Annotated in this window: 22 protein-coding genes and 1 pseudogene; 10 read left to right on the top strand and 13 right to left on the bottom strand. The window is 73.0% G+C overall.

The window, feature by feature from the left end; all coding sequences use genetic code 11:
• Nucleotides 1–58: 58 nt before the first annotated feature.
• Nucleotides 59–619 carry a carboxymuconolactone decarboxylase family protein gene (locus GA0070611_RS24010; protein ID WP_091668507.1) on the bottom strand — a complete coding sequence of 187 codons (561 nt, stop codon included), beginning with the start codon at nt 617–619 and terminating at the stop codon, nt 59–61.
• A gap of 63 nt (nt 620–682) precedes the next feature.
• On the opposite strand from GA0070611_RS24010, the gene GA0070611_RS24005 reads away from it, so the two are divergent.
• From GA0070611_RS24005 to GA0070611_RS23990, 5 genes and pseudogenes are all read left to right on the top strand, one after another.
• On the top strand, nt 683–1,153 hold the full coding sequence (locus GA0070611_RS24005) for a MarR family winged helix-turn-helix transcriptional regulator (protein ID WP_091668504.1): 471 nt from the start codon (nt 683–685) through the stop codon (nt 1,151–1,153).
• A gap of 53 nt (nt 1,154–1,206) precedes the next feature.
• Nucleotides 1,207–1,419: a hypothetical protein gene (locus tag GA0070611_RS24000; protein ID WP_091668500.1), complete on the top strand. Its 213-nt coding sequence runs from the start codon at nt 1,207–1,209 to the stop codon at nt 1,417–1,419.
• A 98-nt stretch (nt 1,420–1,517) separates the two neighbouring features.
• A pseudogene (locus tag GA0070611_RS31165) lies at nt 1,518–1,936 on the top strand (CBM96 family carbohydrate-binding protein); the annotation flags it as partial.
• A 42-nt stretch (nt 1,937–1,978) separates the two neighbouring features.
• Entirely contained in the window at nt 1,979–2,644 is a 666-nt protein-coding gene (locus GA0070611_RS23995) for a metallophosphoesterase family protein (protein ID WP_456238057.1), read from the top strand.
• Nucleotides 2,644–2,802: a hypothetical protein gene (locus GA0070611_RS23990; RefSeq protein WP_157740377.1), complete on the top strand. Its 159-nt coding sequence runs from the start codon at nt 2,644–2,646 to the stop codon at nt 2,800–2,802. Before GA0070611_RS23995 ends, GA0070611_RS23990 begins: the two co-directional genes overlap by 1 nt.
• A 55-nt stretch (nt 2,803–2,857) precedes the next feature.
• Here GA0070611_RS23990 and ccsB read toward each other — a convergent pair whose 3' ends face one another.
• Genes ccsB through hemL form a run of 6 tightly spaced genes read right to left on the bottom strand, consistent with a single transcriptional unit; the run spans nt 2,858 to nt 8,910 of the window.
• A complete protein-coding gene (gene ccsB / locus GA0070611_RS23985) occupies nt 2,858–3,829 on the bottom strand; it encodes a c-type cytochrome biogenesis protein CcsB (RefSeq protein ID WP_091668489.1) in 972 nt (323 codons plus the stop codon).
• On the bottom strand, nt 3,829–5,448 hold the full coding sequence (resB, locus tag GA0070611_RS23980) for a cytochrome c biogenesis protein ResB (protein ID WP_091668486.1): 1,620 nt from the start codon (nt 5,446–5,448) through the stop codon (nt 3,829–3,831). Before resB ends, ccsB begins: the two co-directional genes overlap by 1 nt.
• The gene (locus tag GA0070611_RS23975) at nt 5,448–6,296 is read right to left on the bottom strand and encodes a cytochrome c biogenesis CcdA family protein (protein WP_091668483.1); all 849 of its coding nucleotides are present in this window, start codon (nt 6,294–6,296) and stop codon (nt 5,448–5,450) included. Before GA0070611_RS23975 ends, resB begins: the two co-directional genes overlap by 1 nt.
• Nucleotides 6,296–6,862 (bottom strand): TlpA family protein disulfide reductase, encoded by a 567-nt coding sequence (locus GA0070611_RS23970; protein WP_091668479.1) that lies wholly within the window; start codon nt 6,860–6,862, stop codon nt 6,296–6,298. The genes GA0070611_RS23975 and GA0070611_RS23970 overlap by 1 nt, the downstream gene beginning before the upstream one ends.
• Nucleotides 6,862–7,509, bottom strand: coding sequence for a histidine phosphatase family protein (locus GA0070611_RS23965; RefSeq protein WP_091668476.1), 648 nt, complete (start codon nt 7,507–7,509; stop codon nt 6,862–6,864). Before GA0070611_RS23965 ends, GA0070611_RS23970 begins: the two co-directional genes overlap by 1 nt.
• Before the next feature lie 45 nt (nt 7,510–7,554).
• Nucleotides 7,555–8,910, bottom strand: a complete 1,356-nt coding sequence (gene hemL, locus GA0070611_RS23960; RefSeq protein WP_091668473.1) for a glutamate-1-semialdehyde 2,1-aminomutase — start codon at nt 8,908–8,910, stop codon at nt 7,555–7,557.
• 140 nt (nt 8,911–9,050) lie between these two features.
• Between hemL and GA0070611_RS23955 the strand changes: the two genes are divergently transcribed.
• Entirely contained in the window at nt 9,051–9,380 is a 330-nt protein-coding gene (locus GA0070611_RS23955; protein ID WP_091668470.1) for an STAS domain-containing protein, read from the top strand.
• 143 nt (nt 9,381–9,523) lie between these two features.
• Here the strand turns inward: GA0070611_RS23955 and GA0070611_RS32305 are convergent, their stop codons facing one another.
• Entirely contained in the window at nt 9,524–11,116 is a 1,593-nt protein-coding gene (locus tag GA0070611_RS32305; protein ID WP_091668465.1) for an ABC transporter permease, read from the bottom strand.
• Complete coding sequence (locus tag GA0070611_RS23945) at nt 11,113–12,063, bottom strand: ABC transporter ATP-binding protein (protein WP_091668461.1); 951 nt, start codon at nt 12,061–12,063, stop codon at nt 11,113–11,115. The genes GA0070611_RS32305 and GA0070611_RS23945 overlap by 4 nt, the downstream gene beginning before the upstream one ends.
• A 67-nt stretch (nt 12,064–12,130) precedes the next feature.
• Here GA0070611_RS23945 and GA0070611_RS23940 point away from each other — a divergent pair, with 67 nt between their 5' ends.
• Entirely contained in the window at nt 12,131–12,694 is a 564-nt protein-coding gene (locus tag GA0070611_RS23940) for a GbsR/MarR family transcriptional regulator (RefSeq protein WP_231921205.1), read from the top strand.
• A 19-nt stretch (nt 12,695–12,713) separates the two neighbouring features.
• Here the strand turns inward: GA0070611_RS23940 and GA0070611_RS23935 are convergent, their stop codons facing one another.
• Together GA0070611_RS23935 and GA0070611_RS23930 are read right to left on the bottom strand one after the other, a co-directional pair.
• Nucleotides 12,714–13,271 (bottom strand): response regulator, encoded by a 558-nt coding sequence (locus tag GA0070611_RS23935; RefSeq protein ID WP_091668456.1) that lies wholly within the window; start codon nt 13,269–13,271, stop codon nt 12,714–12,716.
• The gene (locus tag GA0070611_RS23930; RefSeq protein WP_091668452.1) at nt 13,268–17,620 is read right to left on the bottom strand and encodes a hybrid sensor histidine kinase/response regulator; all 4,353 of its coding nucleotides are present in this window, start codon (nt 17,618–17,620) and stop codon (nt 13,268–13,270) included. The genes GA0070611_RS23935 and GA0070611_RS23930 overlap by 4 nt, the downstream gene beginning before the upstream one ends.
• A gap of 165 nt (nt 17,621–17,785) precedes the next feature.
• Between GA0070611_RS23930 and GA0070611_RS23925 the strand changes: the two genes are divergently transcribed.
• The gene (locus GA0070611_RS23925) at nt 17,786–19,855 is read left to right on the top strand and encodes a SpoIIE family protein phosphatase (RefSeq protein WP_091668449.1); all 2,070 of its coding nucleotides are present in this window, start codon (nt 17,786–17,788) and stop codon (nt 19,853–19,855) included.
• Nucleotides 19,856–19,986: 131 nt separating this feature from the next.
• On the opposite strand, the gene GA0070611_RS23920 is transcribed toward GA0070611_RS23925, so the two are convergent.
• The gene (locus GA0070611_RS23920) at nt 19,987–21,429 is read right to left on the bottom strand and encodes an FAD-binding oxidoreductase (protein WP_231921204.1); all 1,443 of its coding nucleotides are present in this window, start codon (nt 21,427–21,429) and stop codon (nt 19,987–19,989) included.
• A gap of 101 nt (nt 21,430–21,530) precedes the next feature.
• On the opposite strand from GA0070611_RS23920, the gene GA0070611_RS23915 reads away from it, so the two are divergent.
• Nucleotides 21,531–23,621, top strand: a complete 2,091-nt coding sequence (locus GA0070611_RS23915) for a S9 family peptidase (RefSeq protein ID WP_091668443.1) — start codon at nt 21,531–21,533, stop codon at nt 23,619–23,621.
• A gap of 86 nt (nt 23,622–23,707) precedes the next feature.
• Here GA0070611_RS23915 and GA0070611_RS23910 read toward each other — a convergent pair whose 3' ends face one another.
• Nucleotides 23,708–24,652 carry a threonine ammonia-lyase gene (locus tag GA0070611_RS23910; protein ID WP_091668439.1) on the bottom strand — a complete coding sequence of 315 codons (945 nt, stop codon included), beginning with the start codon at nt 24,650–24,652 and terminating at the stop codon, nt 23,708–23,710.
• Nucleotides 24,653–24,710: 58 nt separating this feature from the next.
• Here GA0070611_RS23910 and GA0070611_RS23905 point away from each other — a divergent pair, with 58 nt between their 5' ends.
• Nucleotides 24,711–24,899 (top strand): hypothetical protein, encoded by a 189-nt coding sequence (locus GA0070611_RS23905; protein ID WP_091668434.1) that lies wholly within the window; start codon nt 24,711–24,713, stop codon nt 24,897–24,899.
• The last annotated feature ends 33 nt before the right edge of the window (nt 24,900–24,932 follow it).

Below are 24,932 nucleotides of genomic sequence, written 5' to 3'. Positions count from 1 at the left end.
CCGGGTGACGGTCGCCGCCGACCGGCACGGGCTGCTCACCTCCGGGCCGACTGACCGCTCAGCCGGCGGGCGCCCAGGCGTACGCGGCGAGCGCGGGGTCGAGCGGGGCGTCGACGAGCCGGTTGGCGAAGGTGGAGATGGTGTACGTGCCGATGCCGAGCACCACGTCCAACGCGTGTCGGGGCAGCCAGCCGGCGGCCAGGAAGGCGGCCAGGTCACCCTCGGGGACGGCCCCCCGGTGGTCGAGTACGGCGAGAGTGAACCGGCGCAGCCCCTCCAGCCGCGCGTCGGGCAGGTCAGCGCCGGTCCGCAGCGCCTCGATCAGCTCCGGTGCGCCGCCGTGGCCGGTGAGCGTCGCGGTGTGCATGGCCACGCAGAGGTGGCACTCGTTGCGGGTGGCGACGGTGAGCACGACCACCTCCCGGGCGATCGGGTCGAGGTCGGTGGCGTCGAAGACGGCGAGGGCGCCGAGGAACCCCTTGAGCAGCTCCGGCGACTCGGCCATCAGGCCGACGGCGGCGGGCAGGTGGCCCTGCTTGCGCTGCACGGCGGCCATCAGCGGCCGGGCGGCGGCGGGCGCGGTGTCGGCGGTGTGGGCGGTGAAGACCGGTCGGGACATGGCGGCACCCCTCGGATAAGATAGTCAACGTGGTTGACGAAATGGTAAACGAGGTTGTCGAACGTGGCAACGGCTGACCGCCCCGGCTTCGCGCTGCCGCTGCTGCTGCTCGCCGGCTTCCGCACGCTCATCGACGACCTGCACGCCGAACTGGCCCGGCAGGGGCACCCCGAGCTGCGCCCCGCCCACGGTTTCGTGCTCCAGGCCGTCGGCCCGGCCGGCACCACCGCCTCCGACCTCGGCCAGCGCCTCGGCGTCTCCAAGCAGGCCGCCGGCAAGACCGTCGACCGCCTGGTCGCCCTCGGTTACCTGGAACGCGCCGACGACCCCGCCGACGCCCGCCGCAAGCTGGTCCGGCTCACCGCGCACGGCCTCGACGGGCTCCGTCGCTCGGCGGTCGTCTTCGACCGGCTGCGCGACGAATGGGCGGCCACCCTCGGCGCGGACCGGGTCGCGGCCATCGAGGACGACCTGCGCCGGATGGTCCCGGCCGACGTCTTCCGCCTCGACGTCCCCGGCTGGTTCGGGGTGTGACACATCCCGGCCACCCTTGACCGGCCGCCGGATCCCGGCGGCAGGATGGCCCCGTGGACGACGCGTACGTGGTGGGTGATCCGGACGGCCTGAGCCCTCTCCAGACCGACATCCGGGACGCGGTGGCCCGCGAGCTGCACGCCCAGTTCGCGCTGCGCGCCGATCGCCTCGACCTCGCCGACCTACCGGAGGTCGCATACCAGGTGACCATGCGGGTGACCGAGGTGCTGACCCGGCCGGCGTCACGAGCCACGCACAGGAAGTGACGATACCGTCACGGTGCGTCTCGTCTGCTGGGTCCTCGCCTAGGGCGGCCCCCACCTGCCGGGCACGTCGGCGCGCGGGTGGCCGAAACGGAGACCTCATGAACAAGCACGCTCCACCCGCCGGACCGGCCGCCCTGGTCCTCGTCGGCGGGCTGCTCGCCGGCGCACCGCCGGCCGCGGCGGCCACCACCACCTTCCCCTTCGCCGCCAGCCAGGACAGCTACGTCAGCTCGTCCAGCCCGACCAGGAACTTCAACGACACCGCGTCCCTCGTGGTCGGGGCCACCCCGACCCGGACCTCGTACCTCCAGTTCAACATCACCCGGCTGACCGACCCGGTCACCAGCGCCCGGCTGCGGCTGCACGTGCAGAACACCCCAACGCGCCCAGCCCGAACGGCGGCACCGCGCAGCAGGTCGGCACCGTGCGCGGCAACACCTGGTACGAGCTGGACGTCACCGCCGCCGTCACCGGCAACGGCGTCGTGGCGTTCGCCCTGACGTCCGGCAACGCGGACGGCGCGTTCTACGACAGCCGGGAGTCCGGCACGTACGCGCCGATGCTGATGGTCACCACCGGAACGCCGCCCACGGGGGACAACGTGCTGCTCAACGGCGGCGACATCTCGGCGTGCAGCACCACCGGGGCGGCCCGGACCGCGCAGATCATCGCCCGTGAGGCGGGCACCGTGATGGCCGGCGGCGACCTGACCGACAGCGGGACGGCCGCCCAACTCGCCAACTGCTACGACCCCACCTGGGGGCAGTTCAAGGACCGGACGAAGCCCATCCTCGGCAACCACGACTACCTGACCGCCGGGGCGCAGCCCACCTTCGACTACTTCGGCCCGGTGCTGCCGCCCGGCAAGGGCTACCACTCGTTCGACAAGGCCGGCTGGCACATCGTCGTACTGAACACCAACTGCTCCCAGGTGGGCGGCTGCCAGGCCGGCTCACCCCAGGAGAAGTGGCTGCGCGCCGACCTCGCCGCGCACCCGAACCGCTGCACCCTGGCCCAGTACCATCACCCGCTGTTCAGCTCCGGCGGCCGGGAGTCGACGGCGGTCCGCCCGCTCTTCCAGGCGCTCTACGACGCCGGGGCCGAGATCATCATCAACGGCCACAACCAGCAGTACGAGCGGTTCGCCCCCAGGACCCGGCCGGGGCCGCCGACCCGACCCGGGGCATCCGCGAGTTCGTGGTCGGCACCGGCGGCCGACCGCTGATGTCGACGTTCCCCGAGCCCGCCGCGAACAGCCAGGTCAAGAACGGCACCACCTTCGGGGCGCTCAAGCTGACCCTGTCCAGCAACGGCTACACCTGGCAGTTCCTGCCGGTGGCCGGCGGCACCTTCACCGACTCGGGCAGCGGCAGCTGCCACTGAGCGCGTACCGGGTCCGGCCGGTCGGGTCAGCCACCCGCACCGGCCGGACGCCCGGTCAGACCCCGGCGTAGGAGTGCAGGCCGGTGAAGAAGAAGTTGACCCCGAACAGGTTCATCAGCATGGTCAGGAAGCCCAGGATCGAGATCCAGGTGGCCACGTTGCGCCGGATGCTCGGGGTGGCCCGGGCGTGCAGGTAGCCCGCGTACACCACCCAGGAGATGAACGCCCAGGTCTCCTTCGGGTCCCAGCCCCAGGCCCGGCCCCAGGCCGCCTCGGCCCAGATCGCCCCGGCGATCACCGCGAAGGTGAAGATCGGGAAGGCGAAGGCGTGCAGCGTGAAGGTCAGTCGCTCCAGGCCGGCCGCCGCCGGCAGCCGGCGGGCCAGCGTGTACGGGAAGCTCCGCTTCCCCGCCTCCCAGCCGGAACGCAGCAGGTACGCCGTCGCCGGCACCACGCCCAGCAGGAAGATCCCGGAGGCGAAGATGATCGTCGACACGTGGATCACGAACCAGTACGACTTCAGCGCCGGCATCAGCGGCGTGACCTGCACGTAGAGCTTCAGCTCGGCGAACGCCAGCAGCAGCACCATGACCAGGGTCAGGAACAGCCCGAGCCGGCGCAGCGACGGCTGCTTCCAGAGCACCACCAGCCAGGCGGCGACCCCGATGAAGGTGACCGTCAGCACGAACTCGTACATGTTGCCCCAGGGCATCCGCTCGGCGGCGATGCCCCGGGTGACCACCGCGCCCAGGTGCAGGGCGGCGGCGAGCACGGTGACCCAGGCGGCGATCCGCCCGGCCAGCGCGGCCCGGGCGGCGCTGCGGTCCGGCCGGGGCGCGACCGGTGCGACCGGCTCGTCGACCGTCCCGCCGGGACCGCCGACGCCCGCGCCGACCAGCTCACGGGCCGGGGCGGCGGCCACCACCTTGCGGGCGTTGCCGAGGGCGTACTCGACGGCGTGGCTGATCATCGCGACCAGGTACGCCAGGATCGCGTACGTGACCAGCTGGTCGGAGAGTGCGGACATCACTCGTCTCCTTCTCGCGCCGGCCGGGCGTCCCGCCCGTCGTCGCTCACCGCGGCGACGAGCTGCGCGAACTCGTCGGCGAACCCCGGATGCTCGGTGCGCGGCAGCCCACCGGCCTCCATCAAGCTACTACCGCCCGTCGGAGATCCACCGGCGGGGGGCGTGACGCGGAACCAGACCCGGCGCCGCCGGGCGAAGAGCGAACCCATCAGGCCGAGCAGCAGCGTGCCGCTGGCCACCAGCAGCAGCGTCTGGGCCGGGGCGTGCCGGACGGCGAGCGTCACGTACGGCTTGGTGCCGACGAACTCCAGCGTGCTGCCGTCGTCCAGGGTCCACTTCTCACCGAGGGCGAGCTTCTTGTCGCCGATCTGCTTCAGCTTGCCGTTGGCGATCTGCCCCTGGTCGAGCTTGTAGACCGAGCCGGGGATGCCGGCGTCCAGCCCGAGGTTGCCCCGGTACGCGACCAGCACCACCGCCGGGTTGCGCTCGGCCGGGAACTGCGACGAGACGAAGGGCGGGCTGTCCGGGGCGGTGGGCAGGTAGAGGCCGTCGAAGGCGATCTGCTGGTCCGGGGCCCGCTGCCCGGTCTTCGGGTCGACGTTCGCGTCCGGGAAGGCGGCCACCCCCTCCTCCGTCGCGTTCGGGTCGCCGGTGCGCAGGAAGGGCGCCGTGCTGGTCTGGCTGCGTCCGTAGCGGTCGGTGTACTTCAGGATCGGGGCGTACCCGTTGCCGAGCAGGTAGACGTTGGCCGGGCCGAGCCGCAGTGGCGAGTTGACCGAGAAGCCGGCGGTACGTGCCGACCCGTCGGTCTGGTCCACCTTCACCGTGGCCCAGTAGCGGGAGGCCTGGCCGGAGGCGAGGTAGTCGGCCTCGAACTTCTCCAGGGTGAGGCAGAACGGCGGCAGGTCGGCGCTGTCCACGCGCGGGCCGAGCGACGCCTCGGCGTACTGCTGGCGGGTGTTGCAGAACGCGTTCTCCTCGCCCGCGACGAGGATCCGGTTGCCGTGCCAGCCGTACCAGGAGCCGACCGCGACCCCGAGCAGGACGGCGACCAGCGACACGTGGAAGAGCAGGTTGCCGGTCTCCTTGAGGTAGCCCTTCTCGGCGGAGACCTCGTCGCCGCGCACCACCACCCGCCAGCGGCGACGGCGCAGCACCGCGGCGATCGCCTCGGCGTCGGCGGCGGCCGGGGCCTCCAGCACCGCGTGCTGGGGCAGCCGCTCCAGCCGCTTCGGGGCGGCCGGCGGGCGCATCCGCAGCGCGCGGACGTGGTCCCGGGCCCGGGGCAGGATGCAGCCGACCAGCGAGGTGAAGAGCAGCAGGTAGATCGCGGAGAACCAGACCGAGCCGAAGACCTCGAAGAAGCCGAGCTGGTCGAGCCGGGGGGCCAGGTCGGGGTGGTCGACGAACCACTGGTCGACCTTCTCCGGGTTGACCCCGCGCTGCGGCAGCACCGAGCCGGGGACGGCGGCGACCGCGAGCAGGAAGAGCAGGATCAGCGCGGTACGCATGCTGGTGAGCTGCCGCCACGAGTTGCGCAGCAGGGCCAGCACCGGGTTGACCCGTCGCCGGGGCGCCTCGGCCGGCGGGCTCGCCGGCCGGTCGTCCACGGTCGTCATCAGATGCTCACCTCGCCCGTGCCCACGTGCGTCTGCAACCAGATCACGAAGTCCTGCCACCCGCCGGTCACCAGCGCCAGGCCGATCAGGATCAGCAGGACGCCGCCGATCCGGGTGACCCAGCGGCTGTTACGCCGTACGGCGCGGAACACCCCGAGCAGGCGGTGGAAGCCCAGCCCGAAGACGACGAACGGTACCCCCAGCCCGAGGCAGTACGCCACGGCGAGCAGCACCGCCCGGTCGGTCCGCCCCTCGACCGCCGCCATGCCGAGCACCGCGCTGAGCGTGGGGCCGGTGCAGGGCACCCAGCTGAGCGCGAAGACCACGCCGAGGATCGGCGCGCCGAGCAGGCCGGCGGCCGGCAGCCGCTGGATCCGGAACTCCCGCTGCAACCCGGGGATCACCCCCAGGTAGCCCAGCCCGAGCACCACCACCAGCGCGCCGATGACGATCTCCAGCGTGCGTTCGTGCTCGTAGAAGAGGCGGCCGACGCCGGAGAAGAGGATCGCGGTGGCGACGAAGACGGCGGTGAAGCCGGCGATGAAGAGCAGCGTGCCGGCCAGCACCCGGGCCTTCACGGCGGCCACCGTGCGGGTCTCCGGCGGCGCGGCGACCGCCACCCCGCCACCGGGCCGGTCACCGTCGCCATCGGCGTCGACCGGCGGCGGCGCGGTCCGGGACCGGCCCTCCAGGTCGGCGCCGGCCAGGCCGGTGACGTACGACAGGTAGCCGGGCATCAGCGGCAGCACGCACGGGGAGAGGAAGCTGACCAGGCCGGCGAGCATCGCCGCGCCCACCGCCAGCAGCAGTGGGCCGGACTCGGCCAGGTGCTTGAAGGTCTCGCCCATCAGCGCGACGCCGACTCTTCGGCCGCGACCTTCTCGACCAGGGGACGCAGCCGGTCCTGGGTGACGGCGGCCCGGATCACGGTGGCGACCCGGCCCTCCCGGTCGAGGACCACGGTGGCCGGGATGGTGTTCGGCGGGATGTCCAGGGCCAGCGCCAGCCGGCTCGCCGGGTCGAAGAGGCTCGGGTAGCTGACCCGGCCCTCCTCGAAGGCGAGCGCCTTGTCCCTGCTGTCCTGCACGTTGATGCCGAGGAAGCTCACCCCGGAGCCCTTGGTCGCCCGGTAGGTGGCCTCCAGGTCGTCCGCCTCGGCCCGGCAGGGCGCGCACCAGGAGCCCCAGAAGTTGACCACCACGACCTGACCGCGGGCGTCGGCGACGTCGTACCGGCCGCCGGTGAGCAGGTCACCGGCGAGCTTCGGGGCGGCGGAACGCTGGTCGGGGGCGCACTCGATGACGCCGTCGCGGTCGGCGCACCGGCTCTCCTGGCTGCCGGAGGAGCAGCCGACCAGCGCCGTCCCGGCGGCGACGGCGGTGAGCAGGGCGGCGACGAGCCTCCGGGTGGACATCAGGCCCCCTTGGCCGTCCGGGCGGTCGGCGAGACGGCGATCAGGTGCGCGGCCGGCTCGGTGTACCCGATGCCGGTGATCCGGTCCCCGTCGAAGTGGAACGAGGTGAGGCTGGCCAGGCCGCACTGCCGGCGGCGCGGGTCGTGCCAGAGCCGCTTGCGCTCGACGTACCGGCGCAGCGTCCAGATCGGGAGCTGGTGGGAGACCAGCACCGCCTCGCGCCCCTCGGCGGCCACCCGGGCGGCCTGGAGCGCGCCGAACATCCGCTCGGCGATCACCCGGTACGCCTCGCCCCAGGAGGGGGTGACCGGGTCGCGCAGCACCCACCAGTTGCGCGGGTCGCGGAACCCGCCGTCGCCCGGGGAGACCTTCTTTCCCTCGAACCAGTTCGCGCTCTCGATCAGCCGCTCGTCGGACCCGACGGAGAGACCGAACTGGGCGGCGATCGGCTCGGCGGTCTGCTGGGCCCGCTCCAGCGGACTGGCCACCACGTGCACCACGGTCCGCTCGGCGAGCGCCTGGGCGGCCGCCTTGGCCATCTGGACGCCCAGCTCGGAGAGGCGGAAACCGGGCAGCCGGCCGTACAGGATGCCGTCCGGGTTGTACACCTCGCCGTGCCGCAGCACGTGGACCACCGTCTCAGCCATGGCTAGGCCCCCTTCGTTCGCGACTGCGGGGCTCGCAAACCCGGCTCACTCCTCGCGCTCACTGCCACCCCCGTGTCCTGCCGCTGCCGCTGCCGTCGCCGCGCCGGGCAGGGCGTCGGCGATCTGCTCCAGGGCGACGTCGTCGATCGCCGCCGAGACGAACCACGACTCGAACGCGCTCGGCGGCAGGTAGACGCCGGCCGCGAGCATCGCGTGGAAGAACGCCTTGAACGCGGGCACCTGCTGGGTGCGCGCGCTGTCGTAGTCGGCCACGTCGGCGTCGGTGAAGAAGATCGAGAACATGTTGCCCGCGTACGAGAGCCGGTGCGGGACCCCCGCGGCGGCGAGCGCGTCGGCGGCGAGCTTGCTGACCGTGGCGGCCGTCTCGTCGAGCCGGCGGTAGAGCGCGTCGTCGGCGAGCCGCAGCGTGGCCAGGCCGGCGGCGCAGGCGAGCGGGTTACCGGAGAGCGTGCCGGCCTGGTAGACCGGGCCGGCCGGGGCCAGCCTCGCCATGATCTCCGCGCGCCCGCCGAACGCGGCGGCGGGCAGCCCACCCCCCATGACCTTCCCGTACGTCCACAGGTCGGCGTCGGAGGCGTCGAGGCCGTGCCAGCCGGCCCGGGAGACCCGGAATCCGGTCATCACCTCGTCGACGATGAGCAGCGCGCCGTGCGCGTGGGCGATCCGGGCGAGCTGCTGGTTGAACCCGTCCCGCGGGGCGATCACACCCATGTTGCCGGCGGCGGCCTCGGTGATGACCGCGGCGATGTGCGGACCCTCGGCGGCGAACGCCTCCTCCACCGCGCGCAGGTCGTTGTACGGCAGCACGATGGTGTCACCGGCCGCGGCCCCGGTCACGCCCGGCGAGTCGGGCAGGCCGAGGGTCGCCACGCCGGAGCCGGCGGCGGCGAGCAGCGCGTCCGAGTGGCCGTGGTAGCAGCCGGAGAACTTGATGATCTTGGCGCGGCCGGTGAAGCCCCGGGCCAGCCGGATCGCCGACATGGTCGCCTCGGTGCCCGAGTTGACCAGGCGGACCTGCTCGACCGGGGTCCGCGCGACGATCTCCGCCGCCAGCTCGACCTCGCCCGGCGTCGGGGTGCCGAAGCTGGTGCCGAGACCGGCGGCCTCCCGCAACGCCTCGACCACCTCGGGGTGGGCGTGCCCGAGGATCAGCGGCCCCCAGGAGCAGACCAGGTCGACGTAGCGCCGGCCGTCGGCGTCGAAGAGCCAGGGCCCCTCCCCCCGGACCATGAAGCGCGGGGTGCCGCCGACGGCACGGAACGCACGCACGGGGGAGTTGACCCCGCCGGGCACGATGGCCTTGGCGCGGTCGAACAGGGCCTCGGAGGCCGGCGCGTCGGCCGGGTAACGGCCGGATCCGGCAGAAAAGGTATCGGTCACGATGCCGCCATTGTGTCAGCGCCGGACGGCCGATCGGCACCCACCCCGCATGCCGGGTTACCGGGCTCACGCCCCGCATGATCGACGACCGGCCGGCGGCTCGACGGGCCGGGTGGTCGAGATCGCGATAGGCTGACCGGGTGGATCGTGCCGAACTGTCCATCACGGTACACCGGACGGGCGATGAAGCTGTGCTTCGCCTCGCCGGTGAGATCGACATGCTCACGGCCGCCCAGCTATCGACGGTCGTCAACGAGGTGCTGGCCGATCCCCCGCCGCGCATCGTGCTCGACCTGGGCGGGGTGACCTTCTGCGACTCGCAGGGCCTCGGCACCCTCGTGGTGCTCAGCCGCAAGGCCAGTCACGCGCAGAGCCTGTTGATGCTCAGCAACGTCGGCGACTTCCTCATCCGCGTCCTCGACATCACCGGCCTCCGCTCCGCCCTGATGATCCGCAACGAAGCCGCCTAACCCCCCCGGCCCCCCGGCCCCCGGCCCGGCCGGATCCCGCCGTCGATCATGAAGTTAGCGGCGAAGTTGATCTCCATTGCTGCCGCCAACTTCATGATCAACGGTGTGGTCGGCCGAGGTGGGAGTCGGGGGGTGGGGTGGGGTCAGGCTGTGGGGAGGTCGCGGCGGCGGAAGGTGGTCAGGCCGGCGGCGGCCAGCAGGAGGGCCAGCAGGGTGAGGGTCACCAGGGGTAGCGCGCTCCAGGTGGGGCGGAGGACCTGCGGGGTGTGGGTGAACGGGGAGAGGTCCAGCAACCACTGGTCCAGCTCCAGCACCGCACCGAGCTGACCGAGCAGCACGCAGACCGCCAGCGCGCCCCAGGTCACCGGGGCGAGGCGCGGGGCCAGCCCGTAGAGCAGCACCGCCAGCCCGGCCAGCACCCAGGCCGCCGGGGCCTGGGCCAGCCCGGCGCCGAGCATCCGGGGCAGCTCACCGGGGACGTCGCCGGTGCTGACGCCGTACGTCACCCCGATGGCCAACCCGGTCGCCGCCAGCACGACCACCGGGCCGAGCAGCGCGAACGCCACGTGTGAGAGCAGCCAGGTCGAGCGACGGGTACCGGTGGCCAGCAGCGGTTCGGCCCGCCCGGCCGCCTCCTCCGCGCGCATCCGCAGCGCGGCCTGCACGCCGTAACCGGCGGCGGCCCAGCCGGCCAGGCCGAGGGTGGCACCCAGGTAGGCATCGGCCAGGCCGGACGCCCCGCCGATCCGGTCCATGATCTGCTCCAGCTGCGGGTTCCCCGCCACCGAGTTGCCGGCGGCCTTCGCGGCCCCGCCCAGGATCAGCCCGAGCAGGCCGAAGCCGACCGACCACCAGAGCAGCTGACCCCGGTGCAGGCGCCAGGCCAGCCCGAACGGCCCGGCGAGCGCCGCACCGGCGGCGGGCCGCCCGAGCCGGGGCGGCAGCAGGCCGGCACCCAGGTCCCGGCGCACCGAGAGCGGGTACGCGACCGCGGCGAGCAGCACCGACGCGGCCAGCGGCAGCAGCAGCACCCACCACCGCTCTCCCGCGAAGGGACGCACCCGGGGTGCCCAGCCCAGCGGCGAGAGCCAACTCGGCCAGTCGTTGCGGGCGGTGTCGCCGACCAGGCGCAGCCCGAAGGCGGCGGCGAGCACGGCGAGCCCGATCCCCCGCGCCCCGCCCGCCGTCTCGGTGAGCTGAGCGGCCAGTCCGCCGACGGTGGCGAAGACGATCCCGGTCAGCGCGGCGGCCAGCCCGTACGCGTACGAGCCGGCGGCGGGCAGCCCGGTGGCGGCCAGCCCGGCGGCGGTGAGCAGGCCCAGCAGCAGGTTCGCCGCGTACGTGACGAGCAGTGCGGCGGTCAGCCCGGCGTACCGGCCGAGCACCGAGCCGCCGAGCAGCTCCCGGCGGCCGGCCTCCTCCTCGGTGCGGGTGTGCCGCACCACGGTGAGCAGGCTGGCCAGCGCGACGATCACTAGTAGGAAGCCGCCGCGCTGGGCGGTCAGCGCGCCGACGCTGTCGCCGTAGAGCGGGCCGAGCAGCGCCACGATCGACGGGTTGCGGCCGGTGCCGGTGGCGTACGCGGCCCGCTCGGCCGGGGTGGCGAAGAACTCGAAGAAGCTCTTCGCGTACGTCATCGGCAGCACGGCGAGGATCAGCACCCAGAGCGGGAGCAGCAGGCGGTCCCGGCGCAGGATCAGCCGGACCAGCTGCCGGGTGCCGGTCAGGGTGCTCACCTGACCGCCTCCGTCGCCGTCGCGGCCGAACCCGCCGACGCGGCCGACTCCCCGGTCGCGTCCGCGCCGGCGCCGTAGTGCCGCAGGAACAGCTCCTCCAGTGTCGGCGGCTTGCTGACCAGGCTGCGTACGCCCAGCTCGGTGAGGCGGCGCAGCGCGGTGTCCAGCGCGGCGGTGTCCACGTCGAAGCGCACCCGGTTGCCGTCGACCCGCAGGTCGTGCACGCCGGGCAGCTCCGCCACCCCGGTCGGCGGAGCGGCCAGCTCGGCCTCGATCGCGGTGCGGTGCAGGTGGCGCAGCTCGCCCAGGGTGCCGGACTCCACCGCCCGGCCGTTGCGGATGATGGTCACCCGGTCGCAGAGCGCCTCGACCTCGGCCAGGATGTGGCTGGAGAGCAGCACGGTCCGGCCGTCCTCGCGGGCCCGACGCACCCAGTGCTGGAAGACCTCCTCCATCAGCGGGTCCAGCCCGGAGGTCGGCTCGTCCAGGATGAGCAGCTCCACGTCGGAGGCGAGGGCGGCGACCAGCCCGACCTTCTGCCGGTTGCCCTTCGAGTAGGTCCGGCCCTTCTTGCGCGGGTCGAGTTCGAAGGACTCCAGCAGCTCGGCGCGGCGCTGCGGGTCGAGCCCGCCGCGCATCCGGCCGAGCAGGTCGATCACCTCGCCGCCGCTCAGGTTGGGCCAGAGGGTCACGTCGCCGGGGACGTACGCCAGCCGGCGGTGCAGGGCGACGGCGTCCCGCCAGGGGTCACCGCCGAGCAGTCGGACGGCCCCCGCGTCCGCCCGCAGCAGGCCGAGCAGGACCCGGATGGTGGTCGACTTGCCGGAGCCGTTGGGGCCCAGGAAGCCGTGCACCTCGCCGGACCGGACGGTCAGGTCGAGGCCGTCGAGCGCGCGGGCCCGGCCGAAGGTCTTCACCAGGCCGGACACCTCTATCGGAGTTTCCATGCTTCGGAAGCTACGCTCGTTTCAGAAAGTTGTGAAGACAGTGAGATCTGAGAGACGATCACAGGTGATGAACGCCGAGGAGACCCCACCGATGGCCGGTCCGCCCCACCGCGACGAGGACGAGGTCCACCACTTCGTCGAGCGGATGGCGATGGCCTGGGCCGACGTGGGCTTCCCCCGCATGGCCGGCCGGGTGCTCTTCACCGTGATGAGCGCGGACGAGCCGCTCACCGCCGGCGAGATCGGCGAACGCCTCGGGGTCAGCGCCGCCGCCGTCTCCGGCGCGGTCAGATATCTGACCCAGTTCGGCATGCTGGTCCGCGAGCCGGTCAAGGGCTCCCGGCGGGACCGCTACCGACTGCCGGAGAACGCCTGGTACGAGGCGACGATCACCAAGACCGGCCTCTACAAGAACTTCATCGACATCGCCAACGGCGGGGTGACCGCGCTGCACGGCCGCACCACCCCGGCCGGCGAGCGGGTCGCCGAGATGCGGGACTTCTTCCTCTTCGTCCAGGAGGAGATCGACGCGCTCGGCGAACGCTGGCGGGCCCGGCGCGCCGCGACCGGGCACGGCCCGGCCCGGCCGGCGACCGAGCCCGCGACCAGGCCCGGCCCGGCCGACGACTGAGCCCGGCCGGGGCCGACCGTCAGGGGGTGTTGCCCCAGCGGGCCTGCTCCAGCAGGTCGACCGCGCGGTCCCGCGCGGCGAGGCTGTCGTCGGCGCGCAGCATCGTGGTCGCCTCGTCCACCGCGTCGGTGAGCACCCGCCACCGGGCGTCCCGCTCCCGCACCAGGTCCGACTGGGCGGCGAGCTGCCGGGTCTTCACCCACAGCTCGACGAAGACCGACACCTTGGCCCGCAGCACCCAGGGGTCGAACGGCTTGGTCAGGTAGTCCACCGCGCCGACCGCGTAACCCCGGAGCGCGAGCTGGGCGTCCTTGTCGGCCGCGGTCAGGAAGATGATCGGTACGTGCCGGGTCCGCTCCCGCCGCTTGATGTGGGTGGCGGTCTCGAAGCCGTCCATGTCCGGCATCTGGGCGTCGAGCAGGATCACCGCGAAGTCGTCGACCAGGAGCTGCTTGAGCGCCGCCTCGCCGCTCTCGACCGCCACCGACTGCACCGGGAGCCCTTGGAGGATGGCCTCCAGGGCCATCAGGTTCTCCCGCCGGTCGTCCACCAGCAGCGCCTTGGCCGTCTGGGTCACGAAGTCTCCTCGCCTCGGCTCCGGCCGATCCAGGACGCCATCATCTCGATCAGCTCGTCCAGGTCCACCGGCTTGGTGATGTAGTCGCTGCCACCCGCCGTGATCGCCGACTCCCGGTCACCGGGCATCGCTTTCGCGGTCAGGAAGACGATCGGCAGGTCCGCGAAGCGGTGGTTGCGCCGGATCTGCCGGGTCGTCTCGTACCCGTCCTGGTCCGGCATCATCGCGTCCATCAGCACGATGTCCACCTCCGGATGCTCGGCCAGTTGGCGGACCCCGTCCGCCCCGTTGTCCGAGTACAACACGGTCATCCCGTGCAGTTCCAACGCGGAGGTCAGCGCGAAGACGTTCCGGACGTCGTCGTCGACGATCAGGACGGTCACCCCGTCCAGCCGCCGGGTCGCCGGCGTCTCCGCCGGCTGGGGCAGCTCCATGGGCATGAGCAGCGACGACGGCAGGCCGGCCCGCTGCGGGGACGGCGGCGTCGGCGCCACCACCGCGTCCGGCGCGAGCACATCGGGTACGAAGAGCGTGAACGTCGAGCCCTGCCCCGGCGCGGACGACACACTGATCGAACCGCCCAGCAGCCGGGCCAGGTCACGGCTGATGGACAGGCCCAGCCCGGTGCCGCCGTAACGCCGGCTGGTGGTGCCGTCGGCCTGCTGGAACGCCTCGAAGATCAGCGACAGCTTGTCGTCCGAGATGCCGATACCGGTGTCGATCACGGTGAACGCGATGACCTGCCGGGCGTTGGTCAGCGCCGGCACGTCGAAGACCGCGTTCTCGGCGGCCGGCGCGATCCGCAGCGTCACCGCGCCGTCGTCGGTGAACTTCACCGCGTTGGAGAGCAGGTTGCGCAGGATCTGCTGCAACCGCTGGGCGTCGGTGACCAGGGCCGGCGGCAGGTCCTTGCTCACCCGCACCTGGAAGTCGAGGCCCTTCTCCTCGGCCTGCGGGGCGAACGCCTGCTCGACGTACCCGCGGATCTCGGCGAAGCCGACCTCGGTCGGTTCCACGTCCATCCGGCCCGCTTCGATCTTGGACAGGTCGAGGATGTCGTCGATCAGGGAGAGCAGGTCGGAGCCGGCGCTGTGGATCGTCCGGGCGAACTCGATCTGCTTCGGGCTCAGGTTCCGCTCCGGGTTCTCCGCCAGCAGCCGGGCCAGCAGCAGCAACGAGTTCAGCGGCGTACGCAGCTCGTGGCTCATGTTCGCCAGGAACTCCGACTTGTACGCCGAGGCCCGGGTGAGCTGCTGCGCCTTGTCCTCCAGGCCGAGGCGGGCCAGCTCGATCTCCCGGTTCTGCGTCTCGATGTTGGTCTTCTGCTCCGACAGCAGCCGGGCCTTGTCCTCCAGCTCGGCGTTGGTGCGCTGGAGTTCGGCCGACTGTTCCTGCAACTCGTGCGCCAGCCGCTGCGACTGGGCCAGCAGCTCCTCCGTACGCCGGTTGGCCTGGATGGTGTTGACCGCGATGCCGATCGTGGTGACCAGCCGCTCCAGGAAGGACAGGTGCAGCTCGGAGAAGGTGGTCACCCCCGCGAACTCGATCACCCCGAGCAGTTCGCCCTCGAAGAGCACCGGCAGCACCACCAGGTCGGCCGGCGGCGTCTCGGCCAGCCCCGACCGCAGCACCAGCCGGCCGTCCGGCTGGGTGTTGACCCGGATCGTGCGCCGGGACAGCGCCGCCTGCCCGACCAGCCCCTCGCCCGGCCCGAAGGTCACGTCGTGCCCCCGCGCCACGTAGCCGTACGAGGCGGTCAGCCGCAGCCGCATGCTCCCCTCGGAGCTGTCCGCCAGGAAGAACGCGCCGAGCTGCGCGTCGACCAGCGGGGTCACCTCCATCATGATCATGCGGCAGACCTCACCGAGGTCCCGTTGTCCCTGGAGCAGGCCGCCGATCCGGGCCAGGTTGGAGTCGAGCCAGCCCTGCTCGGCGTTCTTCTTGGTCGTCTCCCGCAGGGTGACGATCATCTGGTTGATGTTGTCCTTCAGCTCGGCGACCTCGCCCTGCGCCTTCACCGCGATGCGCTGGGTCAGGTCGCCCCGGGTCACCGAGGTGGAGACCTGGGAGATCGCCCGGAGCTGGGTGGTCAGGGTCGAGGCGAGCTGGTTGACGTTCTCGGTGAGGTCGCGCCAGGTGCCGGAGACGCCCTTGACCTGGGCCTGGCCACCGAGCTTGCCCTCGATGCCCACCTCGCGGGCCACCCGGGTCACCTCGTCGGCGAACGAGGAGAGCTGGTCCACCATCGTGTTGACGGTGTTCTTCAACTCCAGGATCTCGCCCTGCGCGTCCACCGTGATCTTCTGGCCCAGGTCGCCCTTCGCCACCGCCGTGGTGACCGAGGCGATGTTGCGCACCTGACTGGTCAGGTTGGACGCCATCGAGTTCACGTTGTCGGTCAGGTCCCGCCACGTACCGGAGACGCCCTTGACCTGGGCCTGACCACCGAGCTTGCCCTCGGTACCCACCTCGCGGGCCACCCGGGTCACCTCGTCGGCGAACGAGGAGAGCTGATCCACCATCGTGTTCACGGTCGACTTCAGCTCCAGGATCTCGCCCCGGGCGTCCACCGTGATCTTCTGACTCAGGTCGCCCTTCGCCACCGCCGTCGACACCTGGGCGATGTTGCGCACCTGGGCGGTCAGGTTCGACGCCATCGAGTTCACGTTGTCGGTCAGGTCCCGCCAGGTGCCGGCGACGCCGCGCACCTGGGCCTGGCCACCGAGCTTGCCCTCGGTACCCACCTCCCGGGCCACCCGGGTCACCTCGTCGGCGAACGAGGAGAGCTGATCCACCATCGTGTTGACCGTGGACTTCAGCTCCAGGATCTCGCCCCGGGCGTCCACCGTGATCTTCTGACTCAGGTCGCCCTTCGCCACCGCGGTGGTGACCGAGGCGATGTTGCGCACCTGACTGGTCAGGTTGGACGCCATCGAGTTCACGTTGTCGGTCAGGTCCCGCCACGTACCGGAGACGCCCTTGACCTGGGCCTGACCACCGAGCTTGCCCTCGGTACCCACCTCCCGGGCCACCCGGGTCACCTCGTCGGCGAACGAGGAGAGCTGATCCACCATCGTGTTCACGGTGTTCTTCAGCTCCAGGATCTCGCCCTGCGCGTCCACGGTGATCTTCTGGCTCAGGTCACCCTTCGCCACCGCGGTGGAGACCTGCGAGATGTTGCGGACCTGGCTGGTCAGGTTGCCGGCGAGCTGGTTCACGTTCTCGGTCAGGTCGCGCCAGGTGCCGGAGACGCCGCGCACCTGGGCCTGACCACCCAACTTGCCCTCGATGCCCACCTCGCGGGCCACCCGGGTCACCTCGTCGGCGAACGACGAGAGCTGGTCCACCATCGTGTTCACGGTGTCCTTCAGCTCCAGGATCTCGCCCTGGGCCGCCACCGTGATCTTCTGCGACAGGTCGCCCCGGGCAACCGCGGTGGAGACCTGGGCGATGTTGCGCACCTGGGCGGTCAGGTTCGACGCCATCGAGTTGACGCTGTCGGTGAGGTCCTTCCAGGTGCCCGCGACGTTCGGCACCTCCGCCTGGCCACCCAGCTTGCCCTCGGTGCCCACCTCCCGGGCCACCCGGGTCACCTGCTCGGCGAAGAGCCGCAGCGTGTCGGTGAGCGAGTTGAAGGTGTGCGCCAGCTCGGCCACCTCACCCTTCGCCGACACGGTGATCTTCTGCGACAGGTCGCCCTTCGCCACCGCCGTGGCCACCTGCGAGATCGACCGCACCTGGTAGGTCAGGTTCGACGCCATGGTGTTCACCGAGTCGGTGAGGTCCTTCCAGGTGCCGGCCACCCCGCGTACGTCGGCCTGGCCGCCCAGCTTGCCCTCGGTGCCCACCTCGCGGGCCACCCGGGTCACCTCGTTCGAGAACGACGAGAGCTGGTCGACCATGGTGTTGACCGTGCGGCCGATCCGCAGGTACTCACCGCGCAGCGGCCGGCCGTCGATCTCCAGCGCCATGTGCTGGGAGAGGTCGCCGTCGGCCACCGCCACGATCACCCGGGCGATCTCGGTGGTCGGCCGGCCCAGGTCGTCGATCAGCGAGTTGACCGCCCGCTGCCCCTCCGCCCACGAGCCGTCCAGACCCTCGTCGTCGAGCCGCTCGGTGAGCCGGCCGTCCCGGCCCACGATCCGGCTGATCCGGCGCAGGTCCAGGTGCTGCCGCTCCTGGAGCGACACCACGTCGTTGAAGGCGTCGGCCACCTCGCCGGCCAGCCCGGCCCGTCGGGGCAGCCGGACCCGCAGGTCGCCGCCGCGTACCCGGCGCAACGCCTCCGCCAGCTCACCCAGGAGCACCTCGTGGTCGTCCACGGCTACCGACTGTTTCGCGGTGGTCATCGTTCCTCGCTCAGCTCGGGGCCGACCGGCTCGTGCCGACACGCAGCCATCCCATCATTGTGCCCGCGTCACGTCGAGGCCACGGCCTGCACACACGTGGTGATCGCGGCCGCGTGGTCAGCGGAGAGCTTGGCACCCGGGGTGACGGCGGTGGAGGATACGGAGGTGTCAGCGGAGGCAGGGCCGACCGGCAACGGCGGCCGGGACGAGCACGTCCGCCGGGTCCGGCTCCCCGCCGACCGGCGTACGCCCGCCGCTGCCCGCGCGCTGGTCCGCTCGGTGCTCGCCGAGGCGGACCTGGACGAGCTGGCCAACGAGGCGCTGCTGCTCACCACGGAACTCACCACCAACGCGGTCGAGCACGCCCGCACCGAACTCGACATCGAGGTCGCCGCCGACGGGACCGGGCTGACCGTGACCGTCACCGACTTCGCCTCCGGCCCGGTCGAGGAGCTGGTCGTCGGGGTCCGCAACGACACCTCCGACATCACCGAGGTGGCCGAGCGCGGGCGTGGCCTGCTGCTGGTGGACCACTTCGCCAGCCGCTGGGGCACCACGTACCTGCGCACCGGCAAGGGCGTCTGGTTCCGGCTGGACCGGGCCGGCACCGTCCCCCCGACCCGGGTCACCGCGATCGACGACCGGGCCGCCAGGCGCACCAGGGCCGAGGGCGGGGAGGCGACCCCGAGCGCCGCCGCGATGAGCGAACTGATGCAGACGGTGCCCGACCCGTACGCGGACGATCCGCTGCCCGAGTTCGCCACCGACCTGCTGACCCGGCTCGCCGAGATGGTCGGCGCGGCCGGTGGCGTGGTCCGGCTGGACCGCGGCGACGGGCAGGGCGTCCAGCCACTGGCCCGGTACGGCCGGCAGCCCCGGGAGGGCAACGACCTGATCCGGGTCCCGCTCGCCGTGCACCGCCCGTACGCCGGTGAGCTGGAGCTGGACGCGGCCCCCTCGGCGTACGCCCGGCCGCTGGCGGTGCTCGCCGCCGAACGGCTCTCCCTGCACCTGGAGAACGACCGGCTGCGCCGGGCCGACATCCGGCGCTCCGCCTGGCTGACCTTCCTCGCCGAGGCGAGCGAGCTGCTCGCCCAGTCGCTGGACGTCGAGCTGACCATGGCGCTGGTCCCGCAGCTGGTGGTGCCCCGGCTGGGCCAGTGGTGCGCGGTGCACACCACCGACGAGTGGGGGCGGCTGCGGCTCGCCGCCGCCAGTCACGCCGACGAGTCGATGCTGCCGCAGCTGCACCGCCAGCTCGCCGAGACCGGGCCGGACTCGGTCCAGGCCCGGTTGCGGGAGGCGTCCCGCAGCGCGTCACAGATGCCGCTGAGCGGGCCGATGGAGGGTTTCGCGGTCCCGCTGGTCGCGCGCGGTCAGCGCCTCGGCACCCTCGCCGTCGGTCGCCACCAGCGGCACCGGCACGACGCCGACGAGGTGTCGGTGCTGGAGGACGTGGCCCGGCGGGCCGCCCTGGCGATCGAGAACGCCCGGATCCACGCCGAACGGCGCCGGGTCGCCCAGACCCTGCAGAAGTCGCTGCTGCCCCCCGTCCTGCCGGTGGTCGAGGGCATCGGCTTCGCCGCCGAGTACGTACCGACCGGTGACGACGCCGAGGTCGGGGGCGACTTCTACGACGTGGTGCCGCTGCCGGACGGCCGCTGGCTGGTGGTCGTCGGCGACGTCTCCGGCAAGGGCGTGCAGGCGGCGGCGGTGACCGGCCTGGTACGCGACGTCATCCGGGTGCTGGTGGGCGACGGCAAGCCGCTGCCGGAGGTGCTGGGCCGGCTCAACGAGACGCTGGTCGAGCGGGGCGGCGGCCGGTACTGCACGCTGGCCCTCGCGGCGGTCGGCCCCGGGGAGGGGCAGTTCCTCGACGTCTCGCTGCACCTGGCCGGGCACGACCGGCCGGTGCTGCTGCGCGGCGCGGGCGGGGCGAGCTTCGTCGGCACCGGCGGCACCGCCCTCGGGCTGCTCGACTCGATCGCCACCCCCACCGCCGAGCTGGCGCTCGGGCCCGGGGACGCCCTGATCTTCTACACCGACGGCGTCACCGAGCGGCGGCGCGGCCGGGAACTCTTCGGTACCGAGCGGCTGCGCGAGTCGGCGGTCCCGCTGGCGGGCTACTCCGCCGACGTGGTCGCCGCCCGACTGCGCGCCACCACCATCGGCTTCTCGGTGGAACCCCCGCGCGACGACATCGCCGTCCTCGTCCTCCGCAACGACGCCCTCTAACCTCCCCCACCCCCACGCCCCCCACGCCCCGCCCCTGCGCTAATTCACGGAAAGAGTGGCTTTCCGGCCCGTAATGGCCACTCTTTCCGTGAATTAGCGGGCATCGAGCTGGCGGGGCGGGGCGGTGGGGGTCAGAGGCCGCCGGGGAGGCGGCCGGGGGCGAGGCGGTGGCCGGGGTCGAGGTGGGCCTTGGCGGCCCGGAGCCGGGGCAGGGTGGGCAGCTCACCCCAGAGGTCGACGGCCCGGCGGACCGGGGTGGGCGCGGCGACCACCACGCAACGGCCCTGGCGGGCCATCAGCACCCCGCGCACCGCGGCGAGGATCGAGGCCACCCGCTCCGGGGGCAGGGTGCCGGGCAGCGCGGCGTGCACCGCGCCGACCCCGGCGGAGCCGCGCACCGGCACCGGGCCACCGGCCGCGTCGCGCAGCGCGTAGACCGCCGCGTGCAGGTCGGTGATGGGCACCTCCAGACGCAGCGCGGTGTCGCCCGGCGCGAACGGGTAGCGCCCCCACCACTCCGGGGCGGAGTGGCTGACCACCGCCTCGCCGCCGAGCACCTCGACCAGGCGTTCCACCCGTTCGGCGACGTGCGCCGGGCCGCCCTCCAGGAGCACCACCAGGCTGCCCGCCGCCGCCGGACGGGCCGACCGGCCGGTCAGCGCCGGATGGTCGGGCCGGCCGGTGAGGGAGGGGTGCGCCGGGTTGACCCGGCGGCGGGGCAGCGGCACGGGGACCGGCAGGTCCAGCTCGACGGCCGCCGGGTCCAGATCAGCGGCGAGCACGGCCCGGACCAGGTCGTGCACCTCCAGCGGGGTCCAGACCGGGCGGGACACCCAGACCCGGCCGGCCGGCGACGCCTGCACCCGCATGGTGGCCGAGACCAGCACGCCCAGCCCGCCCTGGGAACCGCAGAGCAACCGCACCACGTCCAGCCCGGGCAGCTCGGCGCGACCGAAGAGGGCCGCCGCGCCGAGCCGGGCCGCCCGGTCGGCCGCCGGCGCCGCCTCGCCGAGCTGCGCCGTGCCCGACTCGCCGAGGCTGACCAGCTCGCCGTCGGCGTCGAGGTAGCGCACGCCGACGAGCTGGGCGCAGGGGGTGCCGTGCCGGTGCCGGAGCGGGCCGGCCTCGTCGGCGGCGAGCACGCCGCCGAGGGTGGCCCCCGGGGAGGGGGCGTCGACCGGCAGCCGCCGGCCGGTACGCCCCAGCACCGCCTGCACCGCCCGCAGCGGGGTGCCGGCTCCCACCTCGGCCACCGTCGAGCCCTGCGGCTCGTGCCAGACCCCGGCGAGCCGGCCGGTGTCGAGCATGATGTCGACCCGTGCCGGGGCGGCCCCCCAGTCGATCTTGGTGCCGGCGCCCCGCGGCACCACGGTCAGATCGTGCCGGGCCGCCAGCCGGAGCACCTCGGCGGCGGCGCGCGGGCCACCCGGCACCGCCACCCAGCGGGCGGTCCGGCCGGCCACCTCGTCGGCCGCCCCGGCGAAGCGGGCGAACGGCGGGCCGCAGATCTCCGCCAGCCGCCGGGTGATCTCGAGGGCCCCTGGTCGATCGGTGGAACTCGTTGCAGCCGCCATGGCGGTCATCGTACACATGTTCGAAAGAGTCGTTGGCGTGTCGCCGCGGCCGGCCGGGTCGCCCCCGCCCGCCGACCGTCACCGGCCGGTAACGTGACGCCGTGACCACCGAGATCCCCGTCGCGAAGCGCGTCCCCAGCGAGCGCACCCACCACGGCGACACCGTCATCGACGAGTACGCCTGGCTCGCCGCCAAGGACGACGCGGAGACGATCGCCTACCTCACCGCGGAGAACGCGTACACCGCGGCCCGCACCGCGCACCTCGAACAGCTGCGCGCGACCCTGTTCGAGGAGACCCGCCGGCGTACCCAGGAGACCGACCTGTCGGTCCCCACCCGCAAGGACGGCTACTGGTACTACACCCGCACGGTCGAGGGCCAGCAGTACGGCGTGCAGTGCCGCCGGGCCGTCCGGGACGGCGAGACCGCGCCCCCGGTCAGCGCCGACGGCGCCCCGCTCGACGGCGAGGAGGTGCTGCTCGACGGCAACCGGCTCGCCGAGGGGCACGACTTCTTCTCCCTCGGTGCCTTCGACGTCAGCCCCGACGGGCGGTGGTTGGCCTTCTCGACGGACTTCTCCGGCGACGAGCGCTTCACCCTGCGGATCAAGGACCTCAGCACCGGTGAGGTGCTGCCGGACGAGATCCCGGACACCTTCTACGGCACCGCCTGGTCCACCGACGCCTCCACCCTGTTCTACGTCACGGTGGACGAGGCGTGGCGCCCGCACCGGGTCTGGCGGCACGCGGTGGGCACCCCGTCGAGCGAGGACGTGGTGGTCCACCAGGAGGACGACGAGCGGTTCTGGGTGGGCGTCGAGCTGACCCGCTCGGAGCGCTTCGTGGTCATCGACATCCACAGCAAGATCACCAGCGAGGTACGGGTGATCCCGGCCGGCAACCCCACCGGCGAGCCGGCGGTCGTCGCCCCCCGCCGGCAGGGCATCGAGTACGCGGTCGAGCACCACGGACACCGGTTCCTGATCCTGCACAACGACGGCGCGGAGGACTTCGCGCTGGCGTACACCTCGGCGGACGCGCCGGGCGACTGGACCCCGCTCATCCCGCACACCCCGGGCACCCGGTTGGAGTCCGTCGACGCGTTCGAGAACCACCTGGTCGTCTCGCTGCGCAGCAACGGCCTCACCGGGCTGCGGGTGCTGCCGGTCGGCGGCGGGGACAGCTTCGACATCGACTTCCCCGAGCCGCTCTACAGCGTCGGCCTGGACGCCAACCCGGAATACCGCACCAGCGTGCTGCGGTACCGCTACACCTCGCTGGTCACCCCGGACTCGGTCTACGACTACGACCTGCTCACCCGGGAGCGGGTGCTGCGCCGGCAGAAGCCGGTCCGGCCCGGGCCGGACGGGCGGGCGTACGACCCGGCCGACTACGAGCAGCACCGCGACTGGGCGCTGGCCGACGACGGCACCCGGGTGCCGATCTCGCTGGTCTGCCGCGCCGGCACCCCGCGCGACGGCTCCGCCCCGGCGGTCATCTACGGCTACGGCTCGTACGAGTCCAGCATGGACCCGTGGTTCTCCATCGCCCGGCTCAGCCTGCTCGACCGGGGCGTCGTCTTCGCCGTCGCGCACATCCGGGGCGGTGGCGAGCTGGGCCGGCGCTGGTACGACGAGGGCAAGCTGCTGGCCAAGAAGAACACCTTCACCGACTTCGTGGCCTGCGCCCGACACCTGGTCAAGGCCGGCTGGACGGCCGGCGACCGGCTCGTCGCCCGGGGCGCCTCGGCCGGCGGGCTGCTGATGGGCGCGGTGGCCAACCTGGCCCCGGACGCGTTCACCGGGATCGTCGCCCAGGTGCCCTTCGTGGACGCGCTCACCTCGATCCTCGACCCGTCGCTGCCGCTCACCGTCACCGAGTGGGAGGAGTGGGGCAACCCGCTCGACGACCCCGAGGTGTACGCGTACATGAAGTCGTACACCCCGTACGAGAACGTGGCTGCCGTCGACTACCCGGCGATCCTGGCGGTGACCAGCCTGAACGACACCCGGGTGCTCTACCACGAGCCGGCCAAGTGGATCGCCCGGCTGCGGGCCGTCGCACCGCAGGGCGACTACCTGCTCAAGACCGAGATGGGTGCCGGGCACGGCGGCCCCAGCGGTCGGTACGACGCCTGGCGCGAGGAGGCGTTCGTCAACGCCTGGATCCTGGACCGCCTCGGCCGCGCCTGAGGTGAAAGGAGGGGCCCCTTTTTAACGCCTGGTGCGGGTGAAGGGGCCCTTCCTAACACCCGGCGGCGTACAGCCGGACCCCTCGGTCACCCGGTCAGCGTGGCGGCCAGGGCGGCGGGGTCGACGTTGCCGCCGGTGACCACGGCGACCGTGCGGCCGGCCGGCAGTTCGGCCCGGTGGAACAGTCGCGCCGCCACCGCCACCGCCCCGCTCGGCTCCACCACCAGCCGGGCCTCCCGGACCAGCCGGCCGGCCGCCGCGGCGATCTCCTGCTCGCTGACCGTGACGATCCCGTCGAGGCGTTCCCGCAGGTGGGCGAGGGTGAGCGCGGAGAGGTTGGTACGCAGCCCGTCGGCGCTGGTGCGGTAGGTCCGCTCGACGTCCCAGACCACCACCTCGCCGGCGGCCAGCGAGTCCCGGGCGTCGGCGGCCAACTCCGGCTCGACCCCGATCACGGTGGCCGACGGGCGGAGCGCCTTGACCGCCGTGGCGACCCCGGAGGCGAGCCCGCCGCCGCCCACCGGCACCAGCACCACGTCCACCTCGGGCAGGTCGGCCACGATCTCCACTCCGATCGTGCCCTGACCCGCGATGATCCACCGGTGGTCGAACGGGGGCACCAGGGTCGCCCCGGTCGCCGCCACGACCAGTTCCGCCTCGGCCAGCCGGCGGGCCGGCGGCACCAGGCGTACCACGGCGCCCAGCGCCCGGATCCGGTCCACCTTGACCTGCGGCGCCCCCTGCGGCACGACCACCGTGCAGGGGACGCCGAACGTCCGGGCGGCGTACGCGAGCGCCTGGCCGTGGTTGCCCGACGAGTGCGTCACCACCCCCCGGGACCGGGCGACCGGATCGAGCCGGGCCACCGCGTGGGTCGCCCCGCGCAGCTTGAACGACCCCACCGGTTGCAGGTTCTCCGGCTTGAGCCACAGCTCGTCGTCGAAGAGCGTCGGCAGCAACGGGGTACGCACCACCGTCCCGGCGATGTCGGCGCCGGCGGCGCGGACATCCTCGATAGAGATCAGTTCCATCGACCCATGCTGCCCGTCCTGCGGCGTCCCCGCCGCCCCGCGCCCTAGACTCCGGCGGATGGGCGAGGACGACGAGGCGGCGGCGCAGCCGGACGTACCCGCGGCGGAGCCGGAAGCGGGCGTGGCCCGGCGCGGGCCCACCTGGGTGATCCTCGCGGTGGTCGCCGCCACCCTCGTGGTCTGCTGCTGCTCGGCGGTGATCGGCGTCGGCCTGTCCTGGTCGACCGGCCTGCTGGGCGGCCGCTGACCGCCCCGACGGGTTAAGCGGGGCCCCTTCTCT

Source organism: Micromonospora auratinigra, assembly GCF_900089595.1.
Taxonomy (GTDB): Bacteria; Actinomycetota; Actinomycetes; order Mycobacteriales; family Micromonosporaceae; genus Micromonospora; species Micromonospora auratinigra.
This window is presented reverse-complemented; position numbering and strand designations above follow the sequence as displayed.